The sequence below is a fragment of the Streptomyces sp. NPDC045470 genome, from assembly GCF_040646595.1.
GTDB lineage: Bacteria > Actinomycetota > Actinomycetes > Streptomycetales > Streptomycetaceae > Streptomyces.
Genome location: NZ_JBEZAN010000008.1, coordinates 279,097 through 302,559 on the forward strand (window position 1 = coordinate 279,097; position 23,463 = coordinate 302,559).

Annotated in this window: 22 protein-coding genes; 13 read left to right on the forward strand and 9 right to left on the reverse strand. The window is 71.3% G+C overall.

Features of this window, described 5'->3' with window-relative positions; translation table 11 throughout:
* Nucleotides 1-41: 41 nt before the first annotated feature.
* Complete coding sequence (locus AB0A97_RS23755; protein WP_361153261.1) at nucleotides 42-1,952, reverse strand: protein kinase; 1,911 nt, start codon at nucleotides 1,950-1,952, stop codon at nucleotides 42-44.
* A gap of 493 nt (nucleotides 1,953-2,445) precedes the next feature.
* On the opposite strand from AB0A97_RS23755, the gene AB0A97_RS23760 reads away from it, so the two are divergent.
* On the forward strand, nucleotides 2,446-4,098 hold the full coding sequence (locus tag AB0A97_RS23760; RefSeq protein ID WP_361153263.1) for a protein kinase: 1,653 nt from the start codon (nucleotides 2,446-2,448) through the stop codon (nucleotides 4,096-4,098).
* A 112-nt stretch (nucleotides 4,099-4,210) separates the two neighbouring features.
* Here the strand turns inward: AB0A97_RS23760 and AB0A97_RS23765 are convergent, their stop codons facing one another.
* The 3 genes from AB0A97_RS23765 to AB0A97_RS23775 form a co-directional block, all read right to left on the reverse strand.
* Entirely contained in the window at nucleotides 4,211-5,251 is a 1,041-nt protein-coding gene (locus AB0A97_RS23765) for a phosphotransferase (RefSeq protein WP_361153266.1), read from the reverse strand.
* A 23-nt stretch (nucleotides 5,252-5,274) separates the two neighbouring features.
* Nucleotides 5,275-5,691 carry a pyridoxamine 5'-phosphate oxidase family protein gene (locus tag AB0A97_RS23770; protein WP_361153269.1) on the reverse strand — a complete coding sequence of 139 codons (417 nt, stop codon included), beginning with the start codon at nucleotides 5,689-5,691 and terminating at the stop codon, nucleotides 5,275-5,277.
* Nucleotides 5,692-5,917: 226 nt separating this feature from the next.
* Nucleotides 5,918-6,577, reverse strand: a complete 660-nt coding sequence (locus AB0A97_RS23775) for a response regulator transcription factor (protein ID WP_361153401.1) — start codon at nucleotides 6,575-6,577, stop codon at nucleotides 5,918-5,920.
* A gap of 352 nt (nucleotides 6,578-6,929) precedes the next feature.
* Here AB0A97_RS23775 and pdhA point away from each other — a divergent pair, with 352 nt between their 5' ends.
* From pdhA to AB0A97_RS23790, 3 genes are read left to right on the forward strand one after another with little or no spacing between them, the layout of a single operon-like run.
* Entirely contained in the window at nucleotides 6,930-8,120 is a 1,191-nt protein-coding gene (gene pdhA, locus AB0A97_RS23780; RefSeq protein WP_361153272.1) for a pyruvate dehydrogenase (acetyl-transferring) E1 component subunit alpha, read from the forward strand.
* Nucleotides 8,121-8,122: 2 nt separating this feature from the next.
* Nucleotides 8,123-9,106 (forward strand): alpha-ketoacid dehydrogenase subunit beta, encoded by a 984-nt coding sequence (locus AB0A97_RS23785; protein WP_361153274.1) that lies wholly within the window; start codon nucleotides 8,123-8,125, stop codon nucleotides 9,104-9,106.
* Nucleotides 9,107-9,127: 21 nt separating this feature from the next.
* Nucleotides 9,128-10,582 (forward strand): dihydrolipoamide acetyltransferase family protein, encoded by a 1,455-nt coding sequence (locus AB0A97_RS23790; RefSeq protein WP_361153277.1) that lies wholly within the window; start codon nucleotides 9,128-9,130, stop codon nucleotides 10,580-10,582.
* 119 nt (nucleotides 10,583-10,701) lie between these two features.
* On the opposite strand, the gene AB0A97_RS23795 is transcribed toward AB0A97_RS23790, so the two are convergent.
* A complete protein-coding gene (locus AB0A97_RS23795; RefSeq protein WP_361153280.1) occupies nucleotides 10,702-10,878 on the reverse strand; it encodes a hypothetical protein in 177 nt (58 codons plus the stop codon).
* 239 nt (nucleotides 10,879-11,117) lie between these two features.
* Between AB0A97_RS23795 and AB0A97_RS23800 the strand changes: the two genes are divergently transcribed.
* Entirely contained in the window at nucleotides 11,118-11,963 is an 846-nt protein-coding gene (locus AB0A97_RS23800; protein ID WP_361153283.1) for a GNAT family N-acetyltransferase, read from the forward strand.
* On the opposite strand, the gene AB0A97_RS23805 is transcribed toward AB0A97_RS23800, so the two are convergent.
* Nucleotides 11,926-12,384, reverse strand: a complete 459-nt coding sequence (locus AB0A97_RS23805; protein ID WP_361153285.1) for an ATP-binding protein — start codon at nucleotides 12,382-12,384, stop codon at nucleotides 11,926-11,928. The two genes, AB0A97_RS23800 and AB0A97_RS23805, sit on opposite strands and share 38 nt — an antisense overlap.
* A 149-nt stretch (nucleotides 12,385-12,533) precedes the next feature.
* Between AB0A97_RS23805 and AB0A97_RS23810 the strand changes: the two genes are divergently transcribed.
* Together AB0A97_RS23810 and AB0A97_RS23815 are read left to right on the forward strand one after the other, a co-directional pair.
* The gene (locus tag AB0A97_RS23810; protein WP_361153288.1) at nucleotides 12,534-13,415 is read left to right on the forward strand and encodes a helix-turn-helix transcriptional regulator; all 882 of its coding nucleotides are present in this window, start codon (nucleotides 12,534-12,536) and stop codon (nucleotides 13,413-13,415) included.
* 3 nt (nucleotides 13,416-13,418) lie between these two features.
* Nucleotides 13,419-13,628 carry a DUF397 domain-containing protein gene (locus tag AB0A97_RS23815; protein WP_361153291.1) on the forward strand — a complete coding sequence of 70 codons (210 nt, stop codon included), beginning with the start codon at nucleotides 13,419-13,421 and terminating at the stop codon, nucleotides 13,626-13,628.
* A gap of 67 nt (nucleotides 13,629-13,695) precedes the next feature.
* On the opposite strand, the gene AB0A97_RS23820 is transcribed toward AB0A97_RS23815, so the two are convergent.
* Together AB0A97_RS23820 and AB0A97_RS23825 are read right to left on the reverse strand one after the other, a co-directional pair.
* The gene (locus tag AB0A97_RS23820; RefSeq protein WP_361153294.1) at nucleotides 13,696-14,226 is read right to left on the reverse strand and encodes a VOC family protein; all 531 of its coding nucleotides are present in this window, start codon (nucleotides 14,224-14,226) and stop codon (nucleotides 13,696-13,698) included.
* Nucleotides 14,227-14,516: 290 nt separating this feature from the next.
* On the reverse strand, nucleotides 14,517-15,245 hold the full coding sequence (locus AB0A97_RS23825) for a TetR/AcrR family transcriptional regulator (protein ID WP_361153297.1): 729 nt from the start codon (nucleotides 15,243-15,245) through the stop codon (nucleotides 14,517-14,519).
* 195 nt (nucleotides 15,246-15,440) lie between these two features.
* On the opposite strand from AB0A97_RS23825, the gene AB0A97_RS23830 reads away from it, so the two are divergent.
* From AB0A97_RS23830 to AB0A97_RS23855, 6 genes are all read left to right on the forward strand, one after another.
* The gene (locus tag AB0A97_RS23830; RefSeq protein WP_361153299.1) at nucleotides 15,441-16,427 is read left to right on the forward strand and encodes an NAD-dependent epimerase/dehydratase family protein; all 987 of its coding nucleotides are present in this window, start codon (nucleotides 15,441-15,443) and stop codon (nucleotides 16,425-16,427) included.
* 301 nt (nucleotides 16,428-16,728) lie between these two features.
* A complete protein-coding gene (locus AB0A97_RS23835; RefSeq protein ID WP_361153301.1) occupies nucleotides 16,729-17,052 on the forward strand; it encodes a hypothetical protein in 324 nt (107 codons plus the stop codon).
* Between the two features lie 245 nt (nucleotides 17,053-17,297).
* Nucleotides 17,298-18,722, forward strand: coding sequence for a UDP-glucose/GDP-mannose dehydrogenase family protein (locus tag AB0A97_RS23840; protein WP_361153304.1), 1,425 nt, complete (start codon nucleotides 17,298-17,300; stop codon nucleotides 18,720-18,722).
* A 90-nt stretch (nucleotides 18,723-18,812) separates the two neighbouring features.
* Nucleotides 18,813-20,489, forward strand: coding sequence for an MFS transporter (locus AB0A97_RS23845; protein WP_361153306.1), 1,677 nt, complete (start codon nucleotides 18,813-18,815; stop codon nucleotides 20,487-20,489).
* Nucleotides 20,490-20,573: 84 nt separating this feature from the next.
* A complete protein-coding gene (locus AB0A97_RS23850) occupies nucleotides 20,574-21,287 on the forward strand; it encodes a GntR family transcriptional regulator (protein ID WP_361153309.1) in 714 nt (237 codons plus the stop codon).
* On the forward strand, nucleotides 21,284-22,603 hold the full coding sequence (locus AB0A97_RS23855; protein ID WP_361153312.1) for an MFS transporter: 1,320 nt from the start codon (nucleotides 21,284-21,286) through the stop codon (nucleotides 22,601-22,603). Before AB0A97_RS23850 ends, AB0A97_RS23855 begins: the two co-directional genes overlap by 4 nt.
* Nucleotides 22,604-22,633: 30 nt before the next feature.
* Here AB0A97_RS23855 and AB0A97_RS23860 read toward each other — a convergent pair whose 3' ends face one another.
* Nucleotides 22,634-23,458 carry a maleylpyruvate isomerase family mycothiol-dependent enzyme gene (locus tag AB0A97_RS23860; RefSeq protein WP_361153314.1) on the reverse strand — a complete coding sequence of 275 codons (825 nt, stop codon included), beginning with the start codon at nucleotides 23,456-23,458 and terminating at the stop codon, nucleotides 22,634-22,636.
* Nucleotides 23,459-23,463 lie beyond the last annotated feature (5 nt).

Below are 23,463 nucleotides of genomic sequence, written 5' to 3' on the forward strand. Positions count from 1 at the left end.
CCCCTGCTCCGGCCGATCGGCCGGCCGGAGCGGTCCCGGTCCTACGAACTGCGCCCGGTGGACACGGTCAGGTGAATCTTCTCGCCGCCCTTGGGGTCCCACAGGGTGGTCGGGGACTGGCTGACGACGGTGTTCTTGCCGTAGATGGAGCTGCTGCGCTCGGAGATGTCGTACGACCAGCCGGCCGCGTCCATGCACTGCTTCACCGAGGTCAGGTTCTTGCCGTAGAAGGACGGCAGGAAGATCTTGCCCTTCTGGCTGTAGCTCTTGGCCGGGTCGGTGCAGCGCGTGGTGGAGATCGTGGCCGTCGGGTCCTCGGGCTTGACCGAGGGGGACGGCGAGTAGGTGTACGGGCTGGTGCGGCGGGTGTGCGTGGTGTCGCTGCCGCCGCTCAGGCCGATGCCGATGGCGATCGCGGTGACCACGACCACGCCGATGACGGCGGAGACGACGATCACCGGGGTGTTGCCGCGGCCGCCGGAACGGTTGCCGCCCGGCCGAGGGCCGACCGGTGCGGGCGCCGGAGCGGGGGTCGACGGTCCGGCGTACGGCGGCGGGGTCTGGAAGCCGCTGTTGAACGGAGCCGGACCTTGGGCCGGAAGCGGACCCTGTGACGGCATCGATCCCTGTGACGGCATCGGCCCCTGTGACGGGATCGGCCCCTGTGACGGGATCGGCCCCTGAGCCCCCACAGGCCCCGAAACCCCCACCGGCCCAGACGTCCCCATCGACCCAGACGCCCCCATCGGCCCCTGCCCCGGAATCGGCCCCTGACCCGGCCCCGGATAAGCGTTCACCGGCGGCGGCGTGGACGGCGCCGACGGCCCGAAGCCCGGTCCGCCGGCCGCCGACGGGCCGGGGCCCATCTGCGGGCCGGACTGGGGCGCGGCCTGCGTCGGCCGGTACGGCGTCTGGACGCTCGGCGGCGCCGGGGTGTGCGGCCCGGCGGCGTTCGGGGACGCGGTCGGGAAGACCGCGGAGGCCACCGAGGCGCCGCTGGTACGGGCGCGCGGGCCCTCGCTGATGATCAGCGGGGTGGCGCCGGACTGGCCCGACCCGGCGACGCGCAGGCACTCCTCGCGCATCGCCTCGGCGGTCGGGAACCGCTCGTTGGGGTTCTTCTTCAGCGCGCGGGCGACCAGCGCGTCCACGGCGGGCGGCAGCGACCGGTTGATGCCGGAGGGGACCGGCGGCTCCTCCTGGACGTGCGCGTACGCGATGGCCAGCGGGGAGTCCGCGTCGAAGGGGAGGCGGCCGGTCAGCAGTTCGAAGAGCATGATGCCGACCGAGTACAGGTCGGAGCGGGCGTCCACGCCGCGGCCCAGGGCCTGCTCGGGCGAGAGGTACTGCGGGGTGCCGACGACCATGCCGGTCTGCGTCATGGAGGTGACGCCGGACTGCATGGCGCGGGCGATGCCGAAGTCCATGACCTTGACGACGCCGCGCTTGTTCAGCATGACGTTGCCGGGCTTGATGTCCCGGTGGACCAGGCCCATCTCGTGGCTGGCCTCCAGGGCGGCCAGCACATCGGCGGTGATCTTCAGGGCCTTCCCGGTGGGCATCGCGCCGTGCCGGGCGATGTCGCCGTCCAGGTCGGAGCGGAGCGGCTGGCCCGCCACGTACTCCATGACGATGTACGGCACCACGCCGCCGTCCCCCGCGCCGGAGGCGCTGTCGGACAGCGTGTCCTCGCCGGAATCGAACACCGAGACGATGTTGGTGTGCGTGAGCTTCGCCACGGACTGGGCCTCGCGCCGGAAGCGTTCGCGGAACGCCTGCTCGCGGCCGAGCTCGGTGTGCAGCGTCTTGATCGCGACCTCGCGGTCCAGGACGGTGTCGTACGCGAGGTGCACGGACGCCATGCCGCCGGCGCCCAGAAGATCACGGAGCTGGTAGCGTCCCCCGCCGACCGAACGGCCCTCGTACCCGTTCTGAGCGCCGTCCTGGCTCATGGTTCCGCTTCCCCCTCGGCGCGCTGTTCCCGCGCACGTGTTGCGGCGCGCCGCGCCTCGTGGCTGTTGCCGTGCCCGTCCGTGCCGCCCTGTGTGACCTGTTGACGTGCACAGACGTTACTCAAGGTGGTGGGCCCCCGGTACCTGCGGCAGGTGGTGGGCCCGCGGCACGTGCGCCTGCGGACGTGCCGAGATCAGTATGGGTTGTACCGGGATCGTGGCCGAATCCCAGCCCAGTGTCTCCCAGGGCACGGACACGTCAAGCCGTGTGCCCGTTCCGTGACCGGATGCGCAAGATCCCATTACGGTCCCGGACCGTCCGGGCCGCCCGTCGGCGGGTCGTCGCCCGGGGTTAACTTGCGACAATGGGGCCGTAGAAGGTGTGATGACCGGTCCATCACGGGACCGGCGTGTGCCGCGGAGCCTGTAGCGTGCTCTAGCGAAGACCGAGACCTTACCGCTGTGATGCGGATCGATACGACGGCGAGGACCGATGGCACCGACGCAGAGCCCCCAGGGCCCGTCCGATCCTGATGCCACCGGCTCCCACTCTCCTGATGCAAATCCTTCCGATGCACCGGAGATGTGGGGCAATGGCGGTTTGGTGGGCGACGGACGCTACCGGCTCACGCGCCGGCTCGGCCGTGGCGGCATGGCGGAGGTGTTCGCCGCCGAGGACGTGCGCCTCGGCCGCACCGTCGCCGTCAAGCTGCTGCGGGCCGACCTCGCGGAGGACCCGGTCTCCAAGGCCCGCTTCACGCGTGAGGCACAGTCCGTCGCGGGGCTGAACCATCACGCGGTGGTGGCGGTGTACGACTCCGGCGAGGACTACGTCGGCGGCAACACCGTGCCGTACATCGTGATGGAGCTGGTCGAGGGCCGCACCATCCGTGACCTGCTGCTGAACGCGGACGCCCCGCCGCCGGACCAGGCGCTGATCATCGTCTCCGGGGTGCTGGAGGCGCTGGCCTACAGCCACCAGCACGGCATCGTGCACCGCGACATCAAGCCCGCGAACGTGATCATCACGCACGGCGGCGCGGTCAAGGTGATGGACTTCGGCATCGCCCGCGCGCTGCACGGCGCGCAGTCGACGATGACCCAGACCGGCATGGTCATGGGCACGCCGCAGTACCTGTCGCCCGAGCAGGCCCTCGGCAAGACCGTGGACACCCGCTCCGACCTGTACGCGACCGGCTGCCTGCTGTACGAACTGCTGGCCCTGCGCCCCCCGTTCACCGGCGAGACCCCGCTGTCGGTCGTCTACCAGCACGTCCAGGACATGCCGGTGCCGCCCTCCGAGGTCGCCGGAGCGGTGCCGCCGGAGCTGGACGGCCTGGTGATGCGCTCGCTGGCCAAGGACCCGGACGACCGTTTCCAGACCGCGGAGGAGATGCGCGGGCTGGTCCAGTACGCCCTGCAGATGCTGCACGAGCAGGGCGGCCACACCGGTACGTGGAACACCGGCCCGGTCGCCGTGCACGAGGGCGGGCACACCCCGGCCCTGGGCTCGGCCGCCGCCACCACGGCGCTGCCGCACCCGGACCACGGGCAGACCACGGCCCAGCCGATCCTGCCCCCCGGTATGCGGGACGGCGACGGCGGCTACGAGGGCGGACACCGGCCCGCCAAGGGCGGCCGCGGCAAGATCTGGCTGATCGCGGCGCTCGCGGTGATCGCCATCGCGGTCGGGGTGGCCATCGCGCTGCAGAACGCGGGCGCCGACAAGAAGAAGGACCCGGCGCCGACCAAGAGCCCGTCGGCCTCCCAGAGCGCCTCGGAGCAGCCCTCCGAGGAGCCGTCCGACGAGCCGACCAACACGTACACGCAGCCGGGCGGCTCGGGCGGCAACTCGCACACGTACAACCCGCCGACGACGCGCTACCCGAGCACGCCGCGCACCTCCCAGCCGCCCAGCTCGCCGCCGCCGTCGAGCAAGCCCCCGACGACGACGCCGACCGGCAAGCCGACCAACGGCAACACGTCCAGCGGCAACACGAGCAGCGGTGCCAACGGCGGCAACGGCGGTGACTCCAACGGCAACACGTCGAGCGGCAACACGAGCAGCGGCAACACGAACGCCGGGACGAACGCGGGCAGCGGCCCGGGCGGCAGCGGCGCCGTCGGCGACCTGGACGGCGACTGACCGCCTCCCCGCCTGATCACTGCTCAGCGACCGTCTGACCACTGCTCAGCACCTCGTCCGGACACAGCGGGCGGCCGGATCACCGGCCGCCCGCTGTGGCGTCCCCGCCCCCTCACTCCGTGAAAGCCCCCCGCACCGCCCCGTACTCCCGCGTCCACCACACCGCCAGCGCGGCCGCCGCGGGGAACTGCGGGTCGGCCCGCCGGTCGCCGAGCCGGTAGCGCCAGTCGAGCATCCAGAAGTCGTTGAGGCGCTCCCACCACACCCGGTGGACGGCGGCGGCCAGTTCCGCCGCGCCGGCGCCCGAGGCGCGGCGGTAGGCGCTCGCGTAGGCCCGTACCTTCGGCAGGTCGAGGGTGCCGGCGGGCTGGACGAAGAAGATGGCCGCGGCCCGTACGGCCTCCTCGGCGCGTGGCTGCACGCCCAGCCGGTCCCAGTCGACGATGGCGGCGGGCTCGGCGCCCCGGTAGAGCAGGTTGAGCGGGTGGAAGTCGCCGTGGACCCAGCCGGCGGCCGGTACCTGCGCGGCCGCGGGGCGCCGGTGCGCCTCCCGTTCCAGCAGCGTCCGGCGTTCCAGCAGCCGGTGTTCGGCCAGTTCGTCGAAGCTGCTGCGCGGGCGGGTCCGGCGGGCGAGCGCGAGCAGTTCGTCGATCATCTCGAAGGTTCGCGCCGGGTCGGCGCCCGGGTGTTCGTACGGGGCGCGGGGTACCGTCGGCTCGCGCGTTATGACCTGCTCCAGCGCGGTGTGCACACGGCCCAGCAGGGCGCCCAGGCGGCGCGACTGGAGCCGGGTGAGGGCGGCGCCGTCGCGGTGCCGGCCCTCGACCCAGGGGTGCAGCGCGTAGCACCGGCCGCCGAGGACCGTGACCGTACGGCCGTCCGCGTCGGCGAGCGGCGGGGCGACCGGCAGGCCGAGCGCGCCCAGGCGGCGCGTGGCGCGGTGCTGGCGGGCGATGGCGGCCTGGTCGCCGTCGAGGTGGTGTTTGAGGAAGTAGCGGCCGTGGGTGGTGGCGAGGCGGTAACCGCGGTTGAGCAGCCCCTCGGCGACCGGCTCGCACGTCAACGGCTCCCCGGCGCCGTAACGGCGCAGCAGGGAGCCGAGGATGTGTCCGTCGGGCGTGGTCACCGTCCGGACATCGGATGAGCGCAGCACGCGCCAGATGTTAGATCACTGCGTCACGCTGAGTGGGCGTAACGGAACACAGGGACATCACAGAGGTAGTGGACCTTGACAAACTCCGGTTCCACGCGGAGGAAAACCGGGTCGAAGGGCTCTCCGTCGGCCAGCCGTGGCGTGGGGCCGAACAGTTCGTACTCGGCCGGCGTGGGCACGATGGCGCGGGCGGTGCCGGTGAACTGGACGGACCAGGTGTCGTTCGCGCCGGAGTTCACGTTGTCGGCCTCGTAGGCGACGACGTTGCCGTCCAGGGCGCGGTGGTAGCCGTGGCCGCGGTGCAGCCGCAGCAGCAGCCGGCCGTCGGTCACGACATGCCGCGTGACGGCGGTGAAGGGCAGTGCCCGCTGGCTGGCCGACACCCGTCCGTAGGGGACGCGGTGCAGCAGCTCGATGGCATGGAGGTCGTCGGTGGGCATGACTACACCCTGCCGTGCCGGTGTGCTCAAAAGTAGGGGCACCCGCCCTGGTGGAAACGGGACGTTGGTCCTGAATCGTGCGGCAATTCTCCGCTTCGGTGCTATTTCAGCAGGTCAGACCAGTTACGGGCGGCGGATTTTCCCTACTCTTGAACGTTCACCCCCGTCCGCCCACACTATTCGTCCACGGAAAACCCCCAGGATTTTCACGCGGTACTGCGCGGTACTACTGCCGCTCCGCCTGCATCCGCGCCACATAGGCGGCCGCCTGCGACCGGCGCTCCATGCCCAGCTTCGAGAGCAGGCTGGAGACATAGTTCTTGATCGTTTTCTCGGCGAGGTGCAGCCGCTCACCGATCACCCGGTTGGTCAGCCCCTCGCCGATCAGGTCGAGGATCTTGCGCTCCTGCTCGGTCAGGCTGGCCAGCCGGTCGTCGCCGCGCGGGTTGTTGCCGTCCCGCAGGCGCTCCAGTACACGGGCGGTCGCCACCGGGTCCAGCAGCGACTTGCCGGCCGCCACGTCCCGTACGGCGGTCAGCAGCTCGTTGCCCCGGATCGCCTTGAGCACGTACCCGGACGCGCCCGCCATGATGGCGTCGAAAAGAGCTTCGTCGTCCGCGAAAGAGGTGAGCATCAGGCATTTGATGGACTCGTCCTGGGAGCGGATCTCCCGGCAGACCTCCACCCCGCTGCCGTCCGGCAGCCGGACGTCCAGCACGGCCACGTCCGGACGCGTCGCAGGGATCCTGACCAGGGCATCTGCGGCGGTGCCGGCCTCGCCGACCACCTCGATGTCCGCCTCCACCGAGAGCATCTCGTGGACGCCGCGCCGCACGACCTCGTGGTCGTCGAGCAGGAATACCGTGATTTTTCCGTCGTCGCGCACCCGATCAGTCTCACACACCAACTCTTCCCGTGCTCCGTGTCACCGATATAACGTGCCGTTGTCCCGGCGGACTGCAACGCTGTGAACAGGGGATTGCCGACTGATCGGCGCGAATGCTCGGAAATCCAAGCAAAATACTTGGAACCCCAAGCAAAGTCGCAGGTCAGGGCCCCTTTCGCCTAGGCTCCGGAAGTAGGGCACAACGCCCCTTCCGGCAGGCCGTGGCCGGGGCACCTTGTTCCACCCGGGCCGCGCCGTGCCGCACACACCCCGTGCGCCGTATCGGATACCGGGTGAGCCGCAATACGGCCACCGGCGGACCCCGGGGGCCGGACAGACGGAGGAGCAGCACGTGACCGTGGAGAGCACTGCCGCGCGGAAGAACACCCGCGGTGGCGGCAAGCGCACCACCGCAAAAAAGACGTCACCCGCCAAGGCGAAGACGGCCGCCCCGGCGTCTGCCGAGGCGGAGCAGGACCAGCTTGTACAGCTGCTGACCCCCGAAGGCAAGCGCGTCGAGCACCCCGAGTACGCGATCGACCTGTCGGACGAGGAACTGCGCGGACTGTACCGGGACATGGTCCTGACGCGACGCTTCGACGCCGAGGCGACCACCCTCCAGCGCCAGGGCGAGCTGGGCCTGTGGGCCTCGCTGCTCGGTCAGGAGGCCGCGCAGATCGGCTCCGGGCGCGCGCTGCGCGACGACGACTACGTCTTCCCGACCTACCGGGAGCACGGGGTCGCCTGGTGCCGTGGCGTGGACCCGACGAACCTGCTGGGCATGTTCCGCGGCGTGAACAACGGCGGCTGGGACCCCAACACCAACAACTTCCACCTGTACACGATCGTCATCGGCTCGCAGGCGCTGCACGCGACCGGCTACGCCATGGGCGTCCAGAAGGACGGCGCCGACTCGGCGGTCATCGCGTACTTCGGTGACGGCGCCTCCAGCCAGGGTGATGTGGCCGAGTCGTTCACCTTCTCCGCGGTCTACAACGCGCCTGTGGTGTTCTTCTGCCAGAACAACCAGTGGGCGATCTCCGAGCCCACGGAGAAGCAGACCCGTGTCCCGCTTTACCAGCGGGCCCGTGGTTACGGTTTCCCCGGTGTGCGGGTGGACGGCAATGACGTCCTGGCGTGCCTGGCGGTGACCAGGGCGGCTCTGGAGCGGGCCCGTGCGGGTGAGGGGCCGACGCTGGTGGAGGCGTTCACGTACCGGATGGGCGCGCACACCACCTCCGACGACCCGACGCGCTACCGCGCCGACGAGGAGCGTGAGGCGTGGGAGGCCAAGGACCCGATCCTGCGGCTGCGCACCTACCTGGAGACCGAGGGCATCGCCGACCAGGCGTACCTGGACGCGGTCGAGGAGGAGAGCGAGACGCTGGGCAAGCGGGTGCGTGAGGTGGTGCGCACGATGCCGGATCCGGACACGATGGCCATTTTTGAGAACGTGTACGCCGACGGACACGCGCTCGTCGACGAGGAGCGCGCGCAGTTCGCCGCGTACCAGGCGTCGTTCGTGGACGCGGAGGAGAACTGACCATGGCTGTCTTCGAGAAGATCACGCTGTCCAAGGCGATCAACGCGTCGCTGCGCGCCTCCATGGAGGCCGACTCCAAGGTCCTGGTCATGGGTGAGGACGTCGGCAAGCTCGGTGGTGTCTTCCGGGTCACCGACGGGCTGCAGAAGGACTTCGGTGAGGAGCGGGTGATCGACACCCCGCTGGCCGAGTCCGGCATCGTCGGCACCGCCATCGGCATGGCGCTGCGCGGCTACCGGCCGGTGGTGGAGATCCAGTTCGACGGTTTCGTCTTTCCCGCGTACGACCAGATCGTCACGCAGCTCGCGAAGATGCACGCCCGCGCGCTGGGCAAGATCAAGATGCCGGTCGTCATCCGTATCCCCTACGGCGGTGGCATCGGGGCGGTCGAGCATCACTCCGAGTCGCCCGAGGCTCTGTTCGCGCATGTCGCGGGCCTGAAGTGTGTCTCGCCCTCGAACGCCTCGGACGCGTACTGGATGATGCGCCAGGCCATCGAGAGCGATGATCCGGTCATCTACTTCGAGCCCAAGCGCCGCTATCACGACAAGGGCCGCCTGGACACCGAGGCGATTCCTGATCCGCTGCACGCGGCGCGGGTGGCGCAGATCGGCACGGACGTGACGCTGGCCGCGTACGGGCCGATGGTCAAGGTCTGTCTGGACGCCGCCAAGGTGGCCGCCGAGGAGGGCAGGTCGGTCGAGGTGCTGGACCTGCGGTCCATCTCGCCCATGGACTTCGACGCGATCCAGGCCTCGGTGGAGAAGACGCGGCGGCTGGTGGTCGTCCACGAGGCGCCGGTCTTCCTCGGTTCGGGTTCGGAGGTCGCCGCCCGCATCACCGAGCGGTGCTTCTACCACCTGGAGGCGCCGGTGCTGCGGGTGGGCGGTTTCCACTCGCCGTATCCGCCGTCCAGGCTGGAGGACGAATACCTGCCGGGACTCGACCGGGTGCTCGATGCGGTCGACCGCGTGCTGGCGTACTGAAGGGCTTGAGGAGTAGTGACCATGACTGCAACCGGGCAGCGCTTCCGCGAGTTCAAGATGCCCGACGTGGGCGAGGGGCTCACCGAGGCCGAGATCCTCAAGTGGTACGTACAGCCGGGTGACACCGTCACCGACGGGCAGGTCATCTGCGAGGTGGAGACCGCCAAGGCCGCCGTGGAGCTGCCCTGCCCGTACGAGGGTGTGGTGCACGCGGTGCACTTCGAGGAGGGCGCCACCGTCGACGTGGGCACCTCGATCATCGCCGTGGACACCGACCCGGGCGCCGGCCCGGCCGAGGCCCCGGCCGCCGCTCCCGAGCCCGCTGCGGCCGCTGCCGAGGAGGACACCGAGCCGCAGGGCCGGCAGGCCGTCCTCGTCGGGTACGGCGCGGCCCCGTCGTCCACCAAGCGGCGGGCGCGCAAGCCGCAGCCGGGCGTCCCGGCGCAGGAGCCGGCCGCCGCGGCGGTCCAGGCGGAACTCAACGGCCACGCCGCGGCCCCGGCCGCTCCCGCCGCCCCTTCCGCTCCCGCCCCGGCTCCGTCCGCCCCGGCCGCCGTCCCCGTGGCCGGCCGGCCGCTGGCCAAGCCGCCCGTCCGCAAGCTGGCCAAGGATCTCGGCATCGACCTGGCCTCGGTCACCCCGACCGGTCCGGACGGCGTGATCACCCGCGAGGACGTGCATGCGGCGGCGGCCCCCGCGCCCGCCGCCGAGGCCCCGGCTTCGGCCGTGCAGCCGGATGTTTCCCCGGCCCCCTCGGGCTCCGAGGCGGTCCGGGCCCGGGAGACCCGCGTCCCGATCAAGGGCGTACGCAAGGCCACTGCCCAGGCGATGGTCAACAGTGCCTTCACCGCGCCGCACGTCACGGAGTTCATCACCGTCGACGTGACCCGCACGATGAAGCTCGTCCAGGAGCTGAAGCAGGACCCCGACATGGCGGGCCTGCGTGTCAACCCGCTGCTGCTGGTCGCCAAGGCGCTGCTGGTCGCCATCAAGCGCAACCCGGAGATCAGCGCGGCCTGGGACGAGGAGAACCAGGAGATCGTCCGCAAGGACTACGTGAACCTGGGCATCGCCGCGGCCACCCCCCGCGGTCTGATCGTGCCGAACATCAAGGACGCGGACGCCAAGACCCTGCCGCAGCTTGCCGCCGCGCTCGGCGAGCTGGTCGCCACGGCCCGCGAGGGCCGGACGGCGCCCGGTGACATGGCGGGCGGCACGATCACCATCACCAATGTGGGTGTCTTCGGCGTCGACACCGGCACCCCGATCCTCAACCCGGGGGAGCCGGCGATCCTCGCCATGGGCGCGGTCAAGCTCCAGCCCTGGGTGCACAAGGGCAAGGTCAAGCCCCGCCAGGTCACCACGCTGGCGCTCTCCTTCGACCACCGCCTGGTCGACGGCGAGCTGGGCTCCAAGGTCCTCGCGGACACCGCGGCGATCCTGGAACAGCCCAAGCGCCTGATCACCTGGGCCTGACGGGTCACGGGCCGGGTTCCGGCCCCGGCCCCCGCACCCCATGAGGGCGGGCCCGGAGGCAACCGAAACGGTTCGCCTCCGGGCCCGCCCTGTGCGTCTTCGTGCTGTGTCTTCGCTGCTCAGCCCCGGATGATCTCGACGGCGCGGCTGAGGTGCCCCACGGGCCCGCCCGGCGCCGAGGGGTCGGCCTGCGCCGCGCCCTTCGTCAGCGCGATACCGCCCCACAGCGCGGCCACGAGCAGCGCGACCATGACGGTGGTCCGAGCACGTCGGCCGGTGTTCGTCCTGGACTGCATGGTGGTCTCCCCTTGCGTACGGTTCGGAGCCGCACTGGCGACCCCTCCCTCCCATTACTTCACGGGAATCCGCCGATGTCGTACGCGTCAGGTACAGACTCACGTCAGCCTTAAGTCGGACACCTTCCGGGCATCAGGTACATCCTTCGGCAGATCGCGGCGGCGCGAAGGGGGCCCGGTCCTCGCCTCCCCGGGAAATGAAGTTGCCGCCCCCGCCCGCCCCGCCTACCGTCGGCCGGATGAGCAGCGCGACGATCATCCGCCCCTACCGTCCGGCGGACGAGCCCGCCGTCATGGACCTGTGGTCCCGCGCCGTACGCCGGGCCCACCCGTTCATCGAGGGCGAGGGAACGGGGGAACGGGCGCGCGAGGTCCGCGAGGTCTACCTGGTCCAGGCGGACAACTGGGTCGCCGAGGACGAGCGCGACGGCACGGTCGTCGCCCTCCTGGGGCTGCTCGGCTCCGAGATCGGCGGCCTGTTCGTGGCCCCCGAGGCGCAGGGCCGTGGCATCGGCGCCCAGCTCCTCGAACACGCCGCGTCCCGCCACGGCGCCCTCACCCTCGAAGCCTTCGAACGCAACGAGGCGGCCCGCGCGTTCTACGCCCACCTCGGCTTCACGGAGCGCGCCCGCCGCACGGACGAGGCGACCGGCGAAACCCTGGTCGCTCTCGAACGCCCGGCGCCGCTGCGCTCCGTAGGCTGGCTGCACGTACGGGACGGCCGCCTGCTCAGCGTCCGTACGCGCGGCAACGACACGTTCTACCTGCCCGGCGGCAAGTACGAACCGGGCGAGACCGCGTCCGAGGCCCTCTCCCGCGAACTCTCCGAGGAACTGGGCCTGACGGTCCCGGCAGCCGACCTCACCGAAGCCTTCACCGTCCACGCCACCGCGCACGGCGTGAACGCCGGCCGCCGCCTCCACATGACGTGCTTCACCGGCGGCCCGCAGGACATCACGCCCGTCCCCGGCCGCGAGATCGCCGAATACGCCTGGTTCGACCGCCACGAGGCGCGCGAGCGCTGCGCGCCGGCTCATGCGCGGGTGGTCAACCGCCTGATCGCGCAGGGCCGCATGTCCGCTTGACGGCGCGCGCCCGGACCCCCAGCTCCACCTCCGCCCACACCGTCTTGCCGACCGTACGGGGCTCGATCCCCCACCGGTCGGCGAGGCCGTCGACGAGCACGAGCCCGTGCCCCGACGTGGAGGCCACCCCGCGCCTCTTCCGCGGCACGCGCTCCCCCCGCGGATCACTGACCTCGACCCGCAACATCGTCGCGCTCATCACCAGACGCACCCGGAAGAGCCGCCCCCGCAGCGTCCCGTGCAGCAGCGCGTTGGTGGCCAACTCCGAAACGATCAACGCCGCATCCCCGGCGGCTTCCGCCTGCCCCCACTCCGCCACCAGCCGCGCGGCCCGCCGCCGGGCGAGGGAGACGCTGCGGGCGGTGGGGGTGTAGTCGAGCTTGTCCTCGTGGACGAGGTGGGGGAGTTGAGGAACGGGCATGGCTGATCGCCTCCGTCGGAGTGCCAACGTGCTCGCTGTGCGAGCGAGTGGACACAGACGGTAGTGTTACTCTGCGTGGCGCCGCAAGTCGCACACGCAGAAACTTTTACACACAGTAGGTTGGCCAACTCGACGGTAAGGGGCGAGAGATGGCGGACGAGCGACCTGAACGGGGCACCTCGATCTCGACGGTGCTGGGCCGCAGGCTGGGCGGGGAGCTGCTACGGATGCGCGAGGCGCGCGGAATGCGCCAAGCCCACGCGGCAGAGGCGCTGACCGCCTCGGTCCCCAAGGTCGCGAAGTTGGAACGCGGGCTGGTCCCGGTGCGAGATCCGGACATCCGTGCGCTGTGTCATCTCTACGGTACGGATGATGCCGATACGGTGGCACGGCTGCTGGGCCTGGCGAAGCTGGATCGGGAGCGACGAAGGGCGAAGGGGTGGTGGCGCCATTCGCCGAACGCGGGGGCTCTGGCCGAATACGTCGCCCTGGAGGACGCGGCGAGCCAGGTCCGGAACTGGCAGGTGTCGCTGATCCCCGGGCTGTGCCAGACGCCTGAGTACGCCCGAGCCCTCGGGGCGGGTAGCGGGGCCTGGCAGGGGCCCGACGAGATCGAGCGAACCGTTGAAATCAGGATGCGTCGGCAGGCGAGGCTGACCAGCGAGCGGCCGCTGCAAGTGCACGCCGTGATCTGGGAAGCCGCACTCCGGCAATTGGTGGGCGGCCCCGAGGTCATGCGTGACCAACTGGTCCGGTTGTTGGACCTGGCTGCGTTGCCCAATGTGAAACTGCAGGTATCGCCGTATGATGCAGGCGCTCATCCCTGCATCACGAGCCCCTTCAACATCGTGTCATTTGCTGAACCAGGTGCGGTGGACGTGGTCCACATCGACGGCATCACGTCGACCGTATGGGTCGAGCACGAGCGTGACGGCGCCTTGTACAGGGAATTCTTCGACCGCGCAGTCGAGTTGAGCCTCACGACTGACGACTCGGTCACCTTGATCGATACCTTGCGAAAGGAGTTGTGAGCCGTGCATGCGTTCCGATTCGTGAAGTCGAGCCACAGCAGTCCCGCCGGGGGCGAGTGCGTCGAGGTCGCCACCAACGTCCCGTCGATCGTGGCGGTCCGCGACTCGAAGAAACCGGCAGGACGCACCTTGCTCTTCGGCGACCGCGAATGGCTGGCCTTCCGATCCGCCGTCGTCGACGGACAGATACGCGCGGCGGACCCCGCCGTGTGAATCTGCGCCCCTGGATGCCTTCCCGTGCCGAACTCCGTCCGTTGGAGAGTCCGGTGCGGCAGCAGGTTCAGCGCCAGTGGTTGTTGCTGGTGTGGTCGCCGGCGAGCCAGCGGGCGAGGTCGGCGTGGGCTGTGGCGCGTCGCTCGGCGTCGATCTTTTCCACGTCGGGGTGGTCGACGGCGAATTCCAGGATGAGCCCGTTGGGGTCCGTGACGTACAGCGAGACGCAGAAGCCGTGGTCGAGTACGTGGGCGTTCGCATCGGCGTAGCCGGCCGCGTTGACGCGCTGGAGTATGGCTTCCTGGGTCTCCGTCTCGACCTTGAAGGCGATGTGGCGCACGGGGGTGGAATTGAGGTCCGTCTTGAACTCCTCCTGGTCCTCGGGGTCGGCGAACTGGAAGAAGGCGAGCGCGCTGCCGTCGGCCACGCCGTAGAGGGTGTGGCTGTAGGCGCGTTCGGCCCCGGAGAGCACCTCGCGTTCGGTCCATGTGGCCACCAGAGGCAGGCCGATGACGTCCTCGTAGAAGTGCCGGTTGGCCTCCTGGTCGTCGGTGATCCATGCGTGGTGGTGAAGACGGAGCGGCAGGGCCTGGCTCATGTGGGTCATCTCCGTTGATCGGCTGGGGTGTTGAACCGGAGACCGGGGCGGTCTCCGTTGCTCCCATCAGCATGCCCCCTACATAGGTTGAACGTTAAATCAAAATGAGCCATTGTTCGTGCGCCGGTCCTGACCGGAAGGCCTGCGACCTACGACCTGCCTTCAGTCGGGCGGCAAGGCCCCGGTGGGACTCATCGGATAGGTCTCAACTCTTCCCCCTCGGCGGCGCAGCGTCGCCGCCGTGTGGGGCCTTGGCGATGGACATCGCCGAGGCCCTTTTCCGTGCGGTGTCAGGCGCCGGAAGGCAACCCCGCCGCGTCGGCCAGTGAGCCGATTTCGAGGGCGAGGAGCGTCGCGGAGTCGTGGCCCATGCCCTGGAAGCTGCCCTGGACTTCGAGGTTGACGATGCCGTGCATACGGGACCAGGCGAGCACGGAGGCCGCGAGCGCGGGGACCGGGTCGTCGGCGGTGGGGGCGTACGCGGCGGCCCACTCGGCGACCGCGGGGGTGTCCGTCACCCAGGCGCGCACCTCGTCGTACAGCGGTTCGGCGGCCGGCCACGGCGTGCCCTCGGCCAGGACGGCCAGGAACGGGCCCATGACCGCGCGGGCGCTGTCCGTGGTGTGGGCGGGGGCCTCGTACGTCGTGGCGGGTGTGCCCTGGAGGAGCAGGTAGCGGTGCGGCTGCGCGAGGGCCCAGTCGCGGTACGCGTGGGCGAGGGCGAGCAGACGCTCGCGCGGTGACCGGTCGGCGGCCCGGTGCGCGGCCGTGCGGACGGCCTCGGCGGCGTCCTCGTACCCGTCGCTGATGAGCGCGGTGAGCAGGTCGTCGCGGTTGCGGAAGTACTTGTAGAGCGCGGGGCCCGACATGCCGAGGGCCTTGGCGATGGCGTTGATGCTCAGCGCCTCGATGCCGCCTTCCGCGATCTGGGCCAGCGCGGTCTGCTTGATCTCCTGCTGGACCTGGGCGCGGTAGCGCTGGCGTGGCGTCTGGGCGGGGTCGGTGGTGGAGGGGGACATGGTGCGGCTCCAGCGGGGACGGGGACCGGGGCGGGCTCTTCGTGTGGAGGGTAACGGAAATGCGATCGGCTGTAGATTTGGTTAGAGGGTATAGCTACAGTGAGGGCCGGTAGCGCCGAGCGCCGTGGCGTGGCACGCCGCGTCACCGTTCCGCCTGCCGTTCTTCCGCCGTTCCTTCGAAGACAGGGGTTCCGCATGTCCGCCGTCACGTCGTCCCGCCCGCTGCACGTCGTCCTCGGTACCGGCCCGGCCGGGACCACGCTGGCCGAGGAACTGCTCCGGCAGGGCTTCCGCGTACGGACCGTCGACCGCTCGGGCCGGGGCGGACCGCCCGGCGCGGAGGCCGTCGCCGCCGACCTGGGATCACCGGACGCCGCACGGGAGGCGGTGGCCGGGGCCGCGGTGGTCTACCACTGCGTCAACGTGGCCTACGAGCTTCAGGTGGAGGTGATGCCCGCCCTCCAGAAGGTCATCGTGGACGCCGTGGCGGCGGCCGGTGCCCGGCTGGTGGTGATGGACACCCTCTACCCGTACGGCCCGTCCGGCGGCGTGCCGCTGACCGAGGACTCCCCGTGGCGGGCCACCTCCCGTAAGGGACGGATGCGGGCCGAGCTGGACGAGGCGTACCTGGCGGCCCATGAGGCGGGTCGGCTGCCGGTCGTACTGGCCCGCGCCGCCGACTTCTACGGGCCGCGCGTCCTCAACTCGACGCTGGGCGCCACGGCCTTCCCCGCGGCCCTGACCGGCGGCACGGCCCTGGCTCTCGGCGACCTGGACCTGCCGCACAGCTTCACGTACATCGGCGACGTCGCCCGCGGCCTGGCCCGCCTCGGCCAGGAGCCGGACGCGTACGGCCGGGCCTGGCACCTGCCGACGGCCCCGGCCCCCACGATGCGCGAGGTGCTGGCCCTCGTGCGGGAGCGCGCCGGGGTTCCGTTCGAGACGCAGGTGCTGGCGGAACCGCGCCCCTGGGGGCCGTTCGACGAGGCGTTCATGGCGGAGTACGCCGAGCTGTTCTACCAGCACACCGAGGCGCAGACGATGGTCTCGACCGCGTTCGAGCGGCGCTTCGACATGGCGCCGACCCCGCTGCCCGCCGGGATCGGCGCGACGGTGGACTGGTACCGGTCCTGGCTCGCGGAGCAGGGGGCGGGGGTGGGTGGCGGTACGGCTGCGGCCTGAGGGGCGGACCTGCCGGGCCCGCCGGCGGGCGGTCCGTCGGCGGCCGGTCAGCGGTCCGTCAACGGCCCGGCCGCCCGCCGGCGCAGGGGGGCCGCCCCGCGCCTCCTCCCGCGTTTTCTCCCTGCCCGGGTGCCGCTGTTCCCGGGGTGATTCACGGCTGAACTCCCGCCCCCTTCATGGGACAATGATCACGCGTCCGCGCGGGTAAGCGCCGGGCCGGTCACGCGCACACATTGGTGCGGGTGAGTTCATTTGCGTACGTACGCCCGGCACTTCCGGGCGGAAACGGGGTTCACGGGGAATGCGGATTTCGGGAAAGCGCGGCCGGGCGGCCGGGATCGCGGCCACCGCGGTGTTCGTCGGCGGCATGCTGCTCGGTACGGCCTCGCCCGCCAGCGCCAAGTCGAACGACTACGCGTGCGGCAACTGGAAGAGCGGCAAGCACAAGTGGACCGCGAGCTGCATCGTGTGGAGCGGCAAGGCGCGTGCCGAGACCGAGTGCTGGAACAAGAAGCGGAAGACCTATGCCAAGAACGGCGCCTGGGTCGGCCGTGGGTCGTGGTCGTTCGGCGGTGACTGCGGCAAGGACAAGCTGGTGTCGGTCGGTACGAACTGGAAGCGCTGAGCACGAACGGGAAGCGCTGAACCGCGCGGCCCCGAGGCAGCGGGCCGGCAGGTGAAGTGAAAGGCGTCCGGGGCGGTGGGGGAACCGCTGCCCCGGACGCCTTTTCCGCTACGGGAGGCCGGCTCCGGCTGCGCCTTCGCACCGCACCCCGCACACTGGCAGCAATTGCCTCGTCGCGCGGCACGAATCCGCCATTCCGGGGGCGCGACGAATCAAATCAGCAGGACCGAAGGGGCTGATTTGTGATGCGAGTAGCGGTCGTAGGACAGGGATATGTGGGCTTGACCGGAGCGGTCGCCCTGGCCCACCAAGGGCATCACGTCACCGGGGTCGAGCAGGACCCGGACCGGCTGCGCGTCCTGGGCGCGGGCCGGGCCCCGGTCTTCGAGCCCGGACTGCCGGAGCAGCTCGCGGCCGCACAGGCCACCGGGCGGCTCGACTTCTCCGGCTCCGTCACCGAGACCCACCGGCGGACACCGTTCGACATCGTGCTCGTCACGGTCGGCACGCCGCCCGCCTCCGACGGGTCCGCCGACCTGACGCAGGTCACCTCCGTACTGGACGAGGTCCTGCAACTGCTGCCCGCCCCCTGCGTGGTGCTGAAGTCCACCGTGCCGCCCGGCACGAGCGCCGTGCTCGCCGAGACGTACCCCGGACTGCGGGAACGCTTCGCGTACAACCCCGAGTTCCTGAACCAGGGAAGCGCGCTGGAGGACTGGTCGGTGCCCGCCCGTATCGTGGCCGGCACCTGGGGCGAGGCCGGTCTGCGGGCGCTGCGCGAGCTGTACGAGGGGATCGCCGCGCCGTGGGTCGAGACCACGCCGTCCGGCGCCGAAATGATCAAATACGCGAGCAACGCCTTCCTCGCCACGAAGATCAGCTTCGCGAACGAGGTGGCCGGCATGTGCTGCGGCCCCGACATCGACGTCGACCACGTGATGCAGGGCGTCGGCTTCGACCCCCGGATCGGCCACGCCTTCCTCCAGCCCGGCCTCGGCTACGGCGACTCCTGCCTGCCCAAGGACACCAACGCGCTGGCCCACTGGGCGAGCACCGCGGGCCTGCCGACCCCGCTGCTGCGCGCCACCATCGCCGTCAACGACGCCCAGTTCGGGCTGGCCGTCCACCTGCTGCGCACCGAACTCGGCGACGGGCCCGCCGACGGCCTGGCGGACGCGGAGATCGCGGTGCTCGGCGTACGGTACGAGCCCTGGAGCGACGACCTGCGCGCGGCGCCCAGCCGCACGGTGGTCCCGGCGCTGCTCGGCCACGGCGCACGCGTACGGGTGTGGGACCCGGGCACCGACCCGGACGCCATCGCGGGCCTCTTCCCCGGCGCCCGCCCGGCGTCCGGCCTGACGGAGGCGGTCGAGGGGGCGCACGCCGTCGTGGTGCTCACCGAGTGGCCGCAGGCGATCGAGGCGGACTGGCGGGCCCTGGCGGCCCTGCTGTACGAGCCGCGGCTGGTCATCGACGGCAAGAACTGCCTCAGTCCGGAGCAGATGGCCGCCCTGCCCGTCCGCTACCGCAGCATCGGTACCCGGCTGCCCGCCTCGGCCGTCAGCGGCAGATCCGGCCCGGCGGCCGGTGCCCGTGGCGCGGACCCGGCCACGGGAGCCGCGGTCCGCAGCCGCCCTCCGGAGCCGCCGCCCCCTCTCCCAGACCGGTGAATCTCGGGATGTAAGGGACCGTCCGCAGTCGTCGCGGGTACGGACACAGGGACACAGCGGTCGGTGCCCACGGCGAGGAGAACGTTTCCGGTGAATCAGCCACCCGTGCTGGACGAGCCGCCCCCGGACGAAGCGCCTCCGGAGGCGGCTCGTCCGGAACCGTCGGCGTGGGCCCCGATGCGCCGCCGGATGTTCCGGGCGCTGTGGATCGCCCAGCTCGCCGCCAACATGGGCACCTGGATGCAGACCGTGGGCGCCCAGTGGCTGATGGGCGACCTCGGTGGCGGAGCGCTGGAGGTCGCCCTCGTCCAGACGGCCACCACCCTGCCGGTCTTCGCGCTGGTGGTGCCCGCCGGAGCGCTCGGCGACATCCTCGACCAGCGCCGGCTGCTCCTCGGCGGGCAACTGCTGATGTTCATCGGGGCGGCCGGCCTGTCCGCCGTCACCGCCGCCGACCGGGCCACCCCGACCTCGCTGCTCCTGCTCACCGCCGTGATGGGCGTCGGCGAGGCCTTCTGCATCTCCTCCTTCCAGGCCATCCAGCCCGAACTGGTCACCAAGGACGAGATCCCCCAGGCAGCCCTCCTCAACAGCGCCAACGGCAACGTCGCGCGGGCCGCCGGACCGGCCCTCGGCGGCCTGCTGATCTCCGCGGCGGGCCCGGCGGCCACCTTCGGGATCAACGCGCTGTCCTTCCTGGGCGTCATGGTCGTCCTGTACGCCTGGCGGCGGCCCGCCACCCACCGGCCGCTGGGCTCGGAGCACGTACGCGGCGCGATCCGCGCGGGCGCCCGGTACGTCCGCAGGGCTCCGGAGTTCGGCGCCGTACTCGGCCGCTCCGGGCTGTTCATGCTCTTCGCGGGCGGGCTGTGGGCACTGCTCCCGGCGATCGCCCGCGGCCCGCTGGGCATGAGCGCGGGCGGCTACGGGCTGCTGCTCGGCTGCGTCGGGGTGGGCGCGGTGGGCGGCGCGCTGGCGCTGCCCGCGGTACGGCCCCGTACGACGACGAACGGCCTGGTCACCGTCGCGATGATCCTCTACGCGGCCACCATGGCCGTGATCGGACTGGTGACGTCGTCGATCGTCGCCGCCGTCGCACTGATCATCTCGGGGCTGGCCTGGGTGGCGGTGCTGTCCACCCTCTCCGCCTCCGCCCAGATCCTGCTGCCCGTCTGGGCGCGCACCCGCGCGCTCGCCTACTACCAACTGGTCTTCATGGGCGGCCAGGCGGTGGGCGGGGTGGGATGGGGGCTGGTGGCCGACTGGTTCGGCGTGCAGAGCGCGTTCGTGATCGCGGGCATCGGGCTGGCGCTGACCACGGTCATGGGCATGCGGACGATGCCGATGCCCGCGGGCCACATCGACGTGGAACACGTCCAGCACTGGCCCGAGCCGGAGAGCATGCAGACGCCCGGCCGCAACATCGGGCCCGTCCTGGTCATCGTGGAGTGGCGGGTGGACCGGCCGGACGCGGAGGCGTTCATCCGGGCCATGCGGCCGGTCGGCCAGGCCCGGCGGCGGACCGGCGCCACGATGTGGGGCCTGTACGAGGACATGGACGACCCGACGCTCTTCCTCGAAACGTTCACCGTCGTCTCCGAGCGGGAACACCTGCGCCAGCACCTGGAACGCGGGACCAAGGAGGACCAGGAGCTGGAGATCCGGGCGCGCAGCCTGACCCGTCCCGGCAGCGCTCCCCGCGTACGGCACCTGATCTGGGCGTACGCCCTGGACCGCGACGAGGAACTGTCGGCGCACGAGCACTGAGCGCCCCCTGCGCCCCGCCGCCGCCCCCGTCCGCATCCCGGACCGCCCTCCCTGACGCATACGTGTTGTATCTATGCTGTGCGCATGCCTTCAGCAGCCGCACCGGTCACTTCTGCCCCGGACACCTCACGCGCCACGAACGCCCCCGCCCCCGCTCCCGCCAAAGCCCCGCCCGCCGCCGAGCGCGTCTACGCGTACGTCAAGCAGGCCGTACTGGAGCGCCACTACGAGGGCGGCGTGCTGCTCACCGAAGGGGAGCTGGCCGAGGCCGTCGGCGTGTCGCGCACGCCCGTACGGGAAGCGCTGCTGCGCCTTGAGGTCGAAGGGCTGCTGAAGCTCTACCCGAAGAAGGGCGCCATGGTCCTGCCGGTCTCCGCCCAGGAGATCGCGGACGTGGTCGAGACCCGGCTGCTCGTCGAGGAGCACGCCGCGCGCAAGGCCGTGCCGGCCTCCCCCGCGCTCCTCGCCGAGCTGGAGGAACAGCTCGCCAAGATGGTGGAGCTGGCCGCTTCCGGCGACCTCGCCGCCGTCTCCGTCGCCGACCGCTGCTTCCACGCCGCGATCGTCCGCAGCGCCGGAAACCAGATCCTGGACCGGCTGTACGAACAGCTGCGGGACCGGCAACTGCGGATGGGTGTCGCCGTGATGCACGCCAACCCGGACCGGATCGCGAAGAACATCGCGGAGCACGGCGAGATCCTCCAGGCGCTGCGCGCCGGCGACGCGGCCGCGGCCGTGGACGCCGTGCACCGCCACGTCAGCTGGGTGCGGAACCTGGCGCAGGGAGACGTCCGATGAGCGGCACCACCACGGGCCGGGGCACCCTGCTGCCCGGCGACCCGCCCGGCGGCCGCAGAGCCATGGCCGTCTGGGGCATCGGCGTCGCCGTCTACTTCGTGGCGATCACCTACCGTACGAGCCTCGGTGTCGCCGGCCTGGACGCGGCGGAACGTTTCCACATCAACGCCTCCGCGCTCTCCACCTTCTCCATCCTCCAACTGCTCGTCTACGCGGGCATGCAGATACCCGTCGGCCTGATGGTCGACCGGCTCGGCACCAAGAAGGTGCTGATCCTGGGCGTCGTGCTGTACACCGTCGGCCAGTTCGGCTTCGCGCTGTCGCAGTCGTACGCCATGGCGCTGGGCTCACGGGCCCTGCTCGGCTGCGGCGACGCGCTGACGTTCATCAGCGTGCTGCGGCTGGGCGCGCGCTGGTTCCCGGCCCGCCGCGGCCCGCTGATAGCCCAGATCGCCGCCCTCATCGGCATGGCGGGCAACCTCGTCTCCACCCTCGTCCTGGCCCGCCTCCTGCACACCTTCGGCTGGACGCCGACCTTCGTGGCCAGCGCGGCCGGCGGCTTCGTCGTCCTCGCCCTGGTACTGGCCTTCCTCAAGGACCACCCCGAGGGCTTCGAACCGCCCCCGGCACCCGCCACCCACACCGGCGGCGCGTACGTCCGGCGCCAGATAGCCGACGCCTGGCGCGAACCGGGCACCCGGCTGGGCATGTGGGTGCACTTCACCACCCAGTTCCCGGCGATGGTCTTCCTGCTCCTGTGGGGCCTGCCGTTCCTCGTCGAGGCCCAGGGCCTGACGCGCGGCGAAGCGGGCGAACTGCTCACCCTCGTCGTGCTGTCCAACATGGTCGTCGGCCTGGTCTACGGGCAGGTCATCGCCCGCCACCACAACGCCCGTACGCCGCTGGCGCTCGGCACCGTCGCCGCCACCGCACTGCTGTGGGCGGCCACGCTGGCCTGGCCGGCCGACCACGCGCCCGTATGGCTGCTGATCGTCCTGTGCGTGGTGCTCGGCGCCTGCGGCCCCGCCTCGATGATCGGCTTCGACTTCGCCCGCCCGGCCAACCCGCCGGAGCGCCAGGGCACCGCCTCCGGCATCGTCAACATGGGCGGCTTCACCGCGTCGATGACCACGCTGCTGGCCATCGGCGTCCTGCTGGACGCCACCGGCGACAACTACCGGATCGCGTTCGTCTCCGTCTTCGTCCTGGAGGCGCTGGGCGTCGCGCAGATCCTGCGGCTGCGCGGGCCGGCGCACCGGCGGGAGCGGGAGCGGCTGGTGACCAGCCGGGTGGAGGCGGTGCACGTACCGGCGTGAGCGGCCGGGCGACGGCCGTGCGGGGCAGCCCTACGGCGTGATCGCGAAGTGCTCCAGCACCGCGTCCGCCAGCGGCCGGTCGCCGTCGATCTTCACCTGCCCGGCGACGGCGGCGGGCCGCACCCGCCCGCAGGCCAGCCGGAAGAACGTCTCCCAGTCCATCGAGAGCGTCACGGCCGGGCCGAGCGAGACACTCTCGTCGATCGTGCCGTTGCCCTGCGCGTCCACCCGGACCGTCCGCATGAACTCCAGCGCGCCGCCCACGTCGAAGACCACGGCCGCATCGGCGGGCGCGCCCGCGTCCTTGGCGACCACCTTCGGCAGCGCGAGCAGCAGCAGGTCCCGGGTGAGTTGCGCGCCGGGGGAGTCGAGGTTGCCGGGCAGGTTCAGCGCGTGGCGCAGGTCCTGTTCGTGGACCCAGACGTCGAACGCCCGCTGCCGCAGGGCGTACGCGAGCGTGCGGTCCTCGCCGAGCGGGGTGCGCAGCACCGTCTCGGGGTCGCGGGTCTCGTTGCGCAGCGACCGCGCGCGGCGGATGACCATGTACTCCAGCTCGGCGGTCATCTCCGGACCGGTGTGGTGCCGCCGGACGTCCACCTGGAGCTCCATCCGGCGGGCGAATTCCGTGCGTACGTGGTAGAGGTCGCGTGGCAGGGAGTGGATGGGCCGGGGGTCCCCGAGCATCTCGCTCTCCAGGCCGATGATGTGCGAGACGATGTCGCGCACGGACCACCCCGGGAGGTCCGTCGCCCGGTTCCACTCGCCCTCGACAAGTGGCTTGACCAGCTCGGATATCGCTTCGATGGAGTGCGTCCAGGCGTCGATGGAGGGCTGCAGGCTGGGATGGACGGTCACGGGAC